Raw genomic sequence first — 8,189 nt, 5'->3', positions numbered from 1 at the left:
CATCTGTCGGCGATGCTGGCGATCTACGACACCATGCAGCACATTTCGTCTCCGGTGGCGACCACGTGTGTCGGCCAGGCCATCGCGGTCGGCGCGGTGCTGCTGGCCGGCGGCGCGGCGGGCCGGCGGGCGATGCTGCCGCATGCGCGCGCCGTCCTGCATCAGCCGGCGACCCGCGGACAGGGAGCGATCCCCGATCTCATCATCCAGGCCGACGAACTCGTCCGGATGCGCGCCGAAATCGAGACGATCCTGTCCCGCCACACGGGCCAGGACGTCGCGACGCTACGACACGACACCGACCGCGATGGCCTGGCCGACACACGTGGTCGCCACCGGAGACGAAATGTGCTGCATGGTGTCGTAGATCGCCAGCATCGCCGACAGATCGCCGCCCTCGCAGTTGATGTAGAGGTTGATCTCCTGGCCGGCGCTCTCGGCATCCAGATGCAGCATCTGCGCGATCAGCGCATTCGCCACCCCGGAATCGATCGGCGTGCCGAGGTAGACGATGCGCTCGGTGAGCAGGTGCGAGTAGACGTCCATGATCCGCTCGCCGCGCGGATGCTGCGCGATGACATTGGGAATGGTGTAGCTGGTCATGTCGTGCCCCCTATGCGTTCCCGGCCGAGATTCCGATGCGCTGGCGTTGCGGGATGACCTGGTCGAAGGAGTCGACGATGTGGTCGATGAAGCCGTACTCCCGGGCCTCGGTCGCGGTGAACCAGCGGTCGTGCAGTGAATCCTCGTAGATGCGGTCGAACGGTTGCCCGGTGTCCTCGGCGATCAGTCCGAGCACGGTGTTCACGGTGTGGCGCAGATCGTCGGCCTGCACCTCCACCTCGCCCGCGCTGCCGCCGATGCCCGCCGACCCCTGATGCATGAGGATGCGGGCGTGCGGCAGTGCGTAGCGGCGGCCGCGAGTTCCGGCCGAGAGCAGGAATTGTCCTGCGCTGCAGGCCAATCCGAGCGCCAGCGTCGACACCCGGCACGGCACCAGTCGCATCACGTCGCGAATCGCGAGCATCGACGGCACCGACCCGCCCGGCGAGTGAATCCACAGTGAGATGTCGGCGTCGGGGTCTTCGGCCGCGAGGGTGAGCATCTGGGTCGTGAGCAGCGTGCCGTTGTCGTCGTCGAGCCCGCCGTCGAGGACGAGGATGCGGCGGCTGAGCAGCTGCTCGCGCGACCGCCAACTGAACAATGGAATCTTGTTGTCGTCGTGAGCCATACGCCCACGGTGCCGCAGCGGACCCGGCACGCGCCCGTCATGCTGCTGTCAGCAGATCTGCCCACAGCAGCGGCAGTCGATGCGCGGCCGAGGCTGCGCATCCCTCAGATCTCGAGCCGAGCCGGCACGCCCCGATTCCGGGCCCGTGGTGGCGACCGCACCACCACGGGCAACCGGACTCAGGCGATGTCGGCGGCGCGGGCGCGCAGCGAGCGTTCGATTCCCGCCTTGCCCTCGATCACCAAGCGGCGCAGGGCCGGCGGCCGCTCATCGGCGAGGAATTTGTCGGCCACGGCCACGGCTTCCTCGCTGATGGCCCAGTGCGGGTAGAGGCCGACCACGACGGTCTGCGCGACCTCGCTGGAGCGGCGTTCCCACACCGAGGCGATCTCGTCGAAGTAGCGCTGCACATAGGGCGCGAGCAGTTCGCCCTGGCCGATGGGAGCGAAGCCGCCGACGATGGCGCGGGCGGTGATGTTCGGGACGGAGTCGTCGTCCATCACCGTCCGCCACGCCTTCTCCTTGACCTCGGCCTGCGGCCGGGCGGTGGCGGCCGCGGCCGCTTGGCGCCGGCCCGCGGCGGTGGGATCACGCTCGAGTTCGGCGTCGATGACCGGGGTGTCGGTGCTCTCGGCATCGAGCTGACCGGCCGCCGCGAGCGCCTGCACGATCCGCCAGCGCAGATCGGTGTCCACCGCGAGCCCGGGCAGTTCGACCGCGGCGGGATCGGAGTCCAGCAGCAGCGTGCCCAGCACTTCGCTGTGCCACGGCGACAGGCGCGCGGCGGTGAGGGCGTTGACGAAGGCCAGCTGATGGTCCGAACCCGGTTCGGCCGCACGAGCCAGTTCCAGGAGCCGGTCGGCGAAGGCCGGCCATCCGGTCTGATCGGCCCACTCCGGGTCGGCGTAGCTCGCCAGGGCGGTCTGTGCCTGCATCAGAAGCCGTTGCACCACACCGATTTCGGTTTCGGCGCCGATCCCGCGTTGCACCAGCGCCACGAAATCCCGTGCCCGCATCTCCGCCTGCCGCGTCATCTCCCATGCCGCCGACCAGCACAGCGTGCGCGGCAGGGATTCGGCGATATCGGCGATGCGCGCGACCACGGTGTCGAGCGATTGTGGATCCAGGCGAAGCGAACAGTAGGTCAGGTCGTCGTCGTTCACCAGCACCAGCTGACCGCGCTCGACGCCGACCAGCTCGGCGACCTCGGTGCGCTCGGCGGCGTCGAGATCGAGTTCGACCCGCTTGGTACGCACCAGCTTTCCGTCGCGGTCGTCGTAGACGCCGATGGCGAGGCGATGCAGGCGGTGTTCGCCGGCGCCGGGTTCGGCACCGCCCTGCACGACCGCGAATCGGGTGAATTTCCCGTCGGCGTCGACCTCGAAGTCGGGACGCAGCGTGTTGAGGCCGGTGGTCTTGAGCCACTGCGCGCCCCAGCCGGAAAGATCACGCCCGGAGGACTTTTCGAGCGCGCCGACCAGATCGTCGAAGGTGGCGTTGCCGAAGGCGTGTGCGGCGAAGTAGTCCCGCAGCCCGGCCAGGAACGGCTCCAGCCCCACGTAGGCCACCAGCTGCTTGAGTACCGAGGCGCCCTTGGCGTAGGTGATGCCGTCGAAGTTGACCTCCACGGCCGCCAGGTCCGGAATGTCGGCGGCGATGGGATGGGTGGAGGGCAGCTGATCCTGCCGGTACGCCCACGACTTCTCCACATTGGCGAAAGTCGTCCAGGCGCCGGTGTATTCGGTGGCCTCGGCCTGGCACAGCACCGAGGCGAACGTGGCGAACGACTCGTTCAGCCACAGATCGTCCCACCACTTCATGGTGACGAGATCGCCGAACCACATATGCGCCATCTCGTGCAGCACGGTCTCGGCGCGACGCTCGTAGGAGGCCCGGGTGACCTTGGACCGGAACACGTAGTCCTCGAGGAACGTCACCGCACCGGCGTTCTCCATCGCGCCGGCGTTGAACTCGGGAACGAACAGCTGATCGTATTTCCCGAACACGTAGGGGACACCGAAATTGCGGTGGTAGAACGCGAAGCCCTGCTTGGTTTCGGTGAAAAGCCGTTCCGCGTCCATGAATTCGGCGAGCGAGGCGCGGCAGTAGATGCCGAGCGGGATCGTGGACTGATCGTCGGTGTACACATCGATCCACTTGGCGTACGGCCCGGCGATCAGCGCGACCAGATAGGTGCTCATCCGCGGCGTCGTGGCGAAGGTGTGCTCGACCACCTCGCCGACGGTGCGGGTGGCGGTCGCGGCGCCGTTGGAGATCACCTCCCAGTCGGCGGGCGCGGTGACCGTCATGTCGTAGGTCGCCTTGAGGTCGGGCTGGTCGAAGCAGGCGAACATCCGCTTGGCGTCGGCGGTTTCGAACTGCGAGTACAGATAGACCTTGTCGTCGGTCGGATCGACGAAGCGGTGCAGGCCCTCACCCGTGTGCGAGTACACGCAGTCTGCCTCGACCACCAGGACGTTGTTCTCGGCCAGATCGGTGAGGGTGAGGCCTTCGGACTCGTCGTAGCCGGAAACGTCGAGTTCGGTGCCGTTGAGTACGGCCGAACGCACACCCGCGGCAACGATGTCGATGAAGGTCTGCGCGCCCGGGGCGGCGGTGAACGTGACGGTGGAGCGCGAGAAGAACGTCTCGCCGGCGGTGGCCGCGGGACCGGTCGGTTGCCCGGTGAGGTCGAGTTCGACGCGATAGTTCTCCACACTGATCGTCGCGGCCCGCGCGATGGCTTGGTCGCGGGTGAGGTTCGGTGCAGACAAGGAGACTCCTTCGCTCGGACCGGTCGTGTGAACCACGCTGCGGATGCAGTCGCTGACGGTGCCCAGAATGCCACGTTCGTGACCGCACGGCTGGGCCGACCGTGTATCCGCACCCCGTGCGTGACGAAACGCCGCGCGCCACGCCACCGAGCGTCCGGGCCCGCCGGGGCGCTCGGTAGGCTGGGCGTTCGTGTGCGGCGGACAGCGAAGCGAGGAGGGCCGGTGAAGCACATCCACGCCGGTAAGGTGCGCGATCTCTACGAGGACGGGGAATCGCTGATTCTGGTCGCCTCCGATCGGGTCTCGGTCTACGACGTGGTGCTGCCGACGCCGATTCCGGACAAGGGCGCGCTGCTCACCCAATTGTCGAACTGGTGGTTCGACTACTTCGCCGATGTGCCCAACCACGTGCTCTCGACCACCGACGTGCCCGCCGAATTCGCCGGGCGGGCGGTGCGCGTGCGACCGCTGAAGATGGTTCAGGTGGAGTGCATCGCCCGCGGCTACCTGGTCGGCTCCGGCCTGCAGGAGTACCGCCGCACCGGCGCGGTCTCCGGGGTGGCGCTGCCCGGCGGGCTGCGGGAGGGCGACAAACTTCCCGAGCCGATCTTCACCCCCACCACCAAGGCGTCCGCGGGACACGACGAGCCGATCACCTTCGACGATGTGGTGAATCAGGAGGGTCGCGAGGTCGCCGAGAAACTCCGCGACCTGACCTTGCAGATCTACACCCGCGGCGCCGAGCACGCCGCGGGGCGCGGGGTGATCATCGCCGACACCAAGGTCGAATTCGGCTGGGACGGTGATGTTCTCACTCTCGGTGACGAGGTCCTGACCTCCGATTCGTCGCGGTTCTGGCCGGCCGACGAATGGGAGCCCGGCCGGGCGCAGCGCTCGTTCGACAAACAGTTCGTCCGCGACTGGGCGACCTCCACCGGCTGGGACAAGGAGCCGCCCGGCCCGGAGATTCCCGCCGATGTCGTGGCCGTGACCCGCGAGAAGTACATGGATGCCTACCAGCGCATCACCGGCAACACCTGGTCGTGAGCTCGGTCAGCTTCGCATCCGGAACCGGTTGCGTCGCATCGGGTTCGATGATCGGCGAGCGTCCGCCGGCTACGATGCGCGCAGCTCGGCCGCTCGCAGCATGAGGTAGTCGCGCTCGGGCGTACTCGTGGTCAGGTGAGCCGCTGCCGTATAGGACTCGATCGCCGCCGCGCGGTCACCCGCCATCTCGTGCAGATGTCCCCGTACCGCCTCGAGTCGATGGCTGCCTCGCAGGCGCTCCGCCAGCGCGTTCGCCGATTCCAGTCCGGCGGCGGGCCCGTTCACCATGGCCACCGCCACGGCGCGGTTCAGGCTCACCATCGGATTGTCCGACAGCCGTTCGAAGACGTTGTACAGCAGCAGAATTCGCTCCCAGTCGGTCTCCTCGGCGCTCGGCGCCCGGGTATGCAGTGCGGCGATCGCGGCCTGGACACGATACGGACCGCCCAATCCCGCCTCGACCGCCGTCGTCGCCAGCCGCATTCCCTCCCGGGCACGTTCGCGGTCCCAGCGGGTGCGGTCCTGTTCGGCCAGCGGAATCAATTCACCGCTGGGGCCCAGGCGTGCCGCGCGGCGGGCGTCGGTGAGCAGCATCAGCGCGAGCAGCCCCGTGACCTCCGGATCGTCCGGGAGCAGCCGGTGGACCTTGCGGGCCAGGCGGATAGCCTCCGCCGCGAGATCGGTGCGGTACAACCGGGAGCCGCCGGTCGCGGTATGCCCCTCGGTGAACATCACGTACAGCACATACAGGACCGGCCCGAGCCGCGGCCCCCATTCTTCCGGGGCCCCAGCGGACTCGGCGAACGGGCGCGGCAGTGCGGCGAGCCGCTTCTTGGCGCGTGAAATACGCTGGGCCATGGTGGTTTCCGGCAGCAGGAAGGCCCGGGCGATCTCCTCGGTGGTGAGACCGCCCACCGCGCGCAGCGTCACCGCGATCGCACTGGCGGGCGACAATGCCGGGTGGCAGCACAGCAGCAGCAACGTCAATGTGTCATCGGCGGCCGGATCGGTCTCCGCGGGTGGCACGTCCCGCAGGGCGACCGTCGTCTCGCGAGTGCGGCGTGCGATCTCCGCGCGCACCGAGTCGATCAATCGCCGCTGCGCGACCTGGAGCAGCCATGCCCGCGGATTGTCCGGGTAGCCCTTGTCCGGCCACTGGGTGACCGCGGCGAGCATCGCTTCCTGCACCGCGTCCTCGGCCGCATCGAAATCGCCGTATCGGCGCACCAGAATTCCCAGCACGACCGGTGCGACCTCACGCAGGAGCAGCGCGACCTCCTGTGCGGACTCGCCGCGCCGCGCATCGCGTTCCGACGGCTGCCCGACAGGGACGGCCGGTACCTGTGATCCGGGCATGGCTCGGCGGCTCAGGCCTCGGTCGCCGGGGCGTCCATCACCGCGCGCACCTCGATGTATTCACCGATGGGTGTGCCGCCCGGGCCCGGTGCGGCCGATGCCTGCGCGGCGATCTCCAACGCCCGATCGGCGCTGTCCACATCGACGATCCAGTAGCCCGCCAGGAATTCCTTGGTCTCCGGGAACGGACCGTCGGTGACCACCGGCGCGGACCGTCCGTCGGCGCTGACGATGCGGGCCTGATCCGGAAACGCCAGGCCCTGGGCGTCGACCAGCTCGCCCGATTCGCGCAGTGCCGCACCGAGCGCGCGCTGGAATTCGATATGGGCCGCGATGTCCTCGGGCGGCCATTCGCCGATCGGAGTATCGCAGTGCGCGGCGGGGCGGTAGGTCTTGAGCAGCATGTACTTCACGATGATCTCCTCGGCTCGCCGGCGCGCCACCGCGGCGCGCTCACGATCGGGTCGGAGCCGGCCGCGACTCCTCGACCTACCTCGGCTGTGACTGTGGTCACAATGTGGTGCTCGTGTCGGCCAGCGCGTCCGGATTCACCGGGTCGCCGCCGAGGATCAGTTCCTTGATCCGATCGGTGACGTCCCAGACGTTGACGTTCATCCCCGCCAGCACGCGATTGCCCTGGTCCAGCCAGAAGGCGACGAATTCGCGGCTCGCGGTGTCGCCGCGCACCACCACGGACGTGGTCGCGCCCGGCGCGACGAAACCGGTGTACTCCATGCCGAGGTCGTACTGGTCGGTGAAGAAGTACGGCAGCCGATCGTAGGTCGCGGGCCGGTCGAGCATCGTCAGCGCCGCCACGGCCGGTTGATTGAGGGCGGTGGCCCAGTGTTCGACCCGCACTCGCTGCCCGAGCACCGGATGCTGCTGGTCGGCGATATCGCCCACCGCGACGATATCGGGATCGCTGCTGGCCAGGCTCTCGTCCACCAGCACGCCGCCCTCGACCGCGAGACCCGCGTCGGCGGCCAGTTCGATATTCGGCCGGGCGCCGACCGCGATCAGCACCGCATCGGCGTCCACGACCGTGTCGTCGTCGAGCCGGACGCCGGTGGCCTTCCCGTCGGCGGTCACGATCTCGGCGGCCTTCACGCCACAGCGCAGGTCGACGCCGTGCGCGCGGTGCAACTCGCCGAAGACCGCGCCCATCTCCTCGCCGAGCGCGCCCTGCAGCGGGACCGCGCCGACCTCCAGGACGGTCACCTCGAGACCTGCGGTGCGCGCGGCCGCGGTGACCTCCAGGCCGATCCAGCCCGCGCCGACGACGACCAGCCGCCGAGCCGAGCCGAACAGTGAGATCAGCGCATCGGACTGCCCGATCGTGCGCAACATGTGCACGCCCTCGGCATCGGCGCCGGGGATCGGCAATCGACGCGAGCGCGAGCCCGTGGCGAGGGCGAGTTTGTCGTAGGGCCGGGTCGAACCGTCCGGCAGCGCAACCGTTTTCGACGAGCGGTCGATGGCCGTCACGGTGGTGCCGAGCAGCAGTTCGACCTCGTGATCGCGATACCACTGCTCGGTGTGCACGGTGAAATCGGCGAGCGATTTCTTGCCGAGCAGATGTTCCTTCGACAGTGGCGGCCGCTCGTAGGGTAGCTGCGCCTCCTCGCCGATCAACGTGATGGCGCCGTCGAAATCGTTGTCGCGCAACGACTCCGCCAGCTTCGCGGCGGCCAGACCGCCACCGACGATGACGAACCTGGAATCTGTGGGCATTGGGGAAAACCTCCGGGCAGCGGGCAACCAGGGTCGCATCCGACCCTACT

6 protein-coding genes and 2 pseudogenes are annotated in these 8,189 nt (G+C 68.5%); 2 read left to right on the top strand and 6 right to left on the bottom strand.

Going from position 1 to position 8,189, the window contains the following annotated elements:
• Window positions 1-12: 12 nt before the first annotated feature.
• Window positions 13-255, top strand: a pseudogene (locus A5780_RS38815) (ClpP family protease); the annotation flags it as partial.
• A 36-nt stretch (window positions 256-291) separates the two neighbouring features.
• Here the strand turns inward: A5780_RS38815 and A5780_RS01295 are convergent.
• The 3 genes and pseudogenes from A5780_RS01295 to pepN form a co-directional block, all read right to left on the bottom strand.
• Window positions 292-603: pseudogene (locus A5780_RS01295) on the bottom strand (ClpP family protease); the annotation flags it as partial.
• 10 nt (window positions 604-613) lie between these two features.
• Entirely contained in the window at window positions 614-1,231 is a 618-nt protein-coding gene (locus A5780_RS01290) for a ClpP family protease (RefSeq protein WP_063017515.1), read from the bottom strand.
• A gap of 179 nt (window positions 1,232-1,410) precedes the next feature.
• Complete coding sequence (gene pepN, locus A5780_RS01285) at window positions 1,411-4,005, bottom strand: aminopeptidase N (RefSeq protein WP_064907514.1); 2,595 nt, start codon at window positions 4,003-4,005, stop codon at window positions 1,411-1,413.
• Between the two features lie 222 nt (window positions 4,006-4,227).
• On the opposite strand from pepN, the gene A5780_RS01280 reads away from it, so the two are divergent.
• The gene (locus A5780_RS01280; RefSeq protein WP_064907506.1) at window positions 4,228-5,052 is read left to right on the top strand and encodes a phosphoribosylaminoimidazolesuccinocarboxamide synthase; all 825 of its coding nucleotides are present in this window, start codon (window positions 4,228-4,230) and stop codon (window positions 5,050-5,052) included.
• Between the two features lie 69 nt (window positions 5,053-5,121).
• Here A5780_RS01280 and A5780_RS01275 read toward each other — a convergent pair whose 3' ends face one another.
• The 3 genes from A5780_RS01275 to A5780_RS01265 all read right to left on the bottom strand — a co-directional run bounded on the left by A5780_RS01275 (window position 5,122) and on the right by A5780_RS01265 (window position 8,139).
• Window positions 5,122-6,408 (bottom strand): RNA polymerase sigma factor, encoded by a 1,287-nt coding sequence (locus tag A5780_RS01275; protein WP_082976222.1) that lies wholly within the window; start codon window positions 6,406-6,408, stop codon window positions 5,122-5,124.
• An 11-nt stretch (window positions 6,409-6,419) separates the two neighbouring features.
• Window positions 6,420-6,821 carry a YciI family protein gene (locus tag A5780_RS01270; RefSeq protein ID WP_030512701.1) on the bottom strand — a complete coding sequence of 134 codons (402 nt, stop codon included), beginning with the start codon at window positions 6,819-6,821 and terminating at the stop codon, window positions 6,420-6,422.
• A gap of 97 nt (window positions 6,822-6,918) precedes the next feature.
• Window positions 6,919-8,139, bottom strand: coding sequence for an NAD(P)/FAD-dependent oxidoreductase (locus tag A5780_RS01265; protein ID WP_064907505.1), 1,221 nt, complete (start codon window positions 8,137-8,139; stop codon window positions 6,919-6,921).
• Between the last annotated feature and the right edge of the window lie 50 nt (window positions 8,140-8,189).

Origin of the sequence: Nocardia sp. 852002-20019_SCH5090214 (genome assembly GCF_001665865.1) — a bacterium.
Classification (GTDB): Bacteria; Actinomycetota; Actinomycetes; order Mycobacteriales; family Mycobacteriaceae; genus Nocardia; species Nocardia nova.
This window is presented reverse-complemented; position numbering and strand designations above follow the sequence as displayed.

What these genes read in the sequence shown, in the direction of transcription:
- A5780_RS01275 (WP_082976222.1), bottom strand. Translation starts at nt 6,408, where the DNA reads ATGCCCGGATCACAGGTACCGGCCGTCCCTGTCGGGCAGCCGTCGGAA.
- A5780_RS01265 (WP_064907505.1), bottom strand. Translation starts at nt 8,139, where the DNA reads ATGCCCACAGATTCCAGGTTCGTCATCGTCGGTGGCGGTCTGGCCGCC.
- A5780_RS01290 (WP_063017515.1), bottom strand. Translation starts at nt 1,231, where the DNA reads ATGGCTCACGACGACAACAAGATTCCATTGTTCAGTTGGCGGTCGCGC.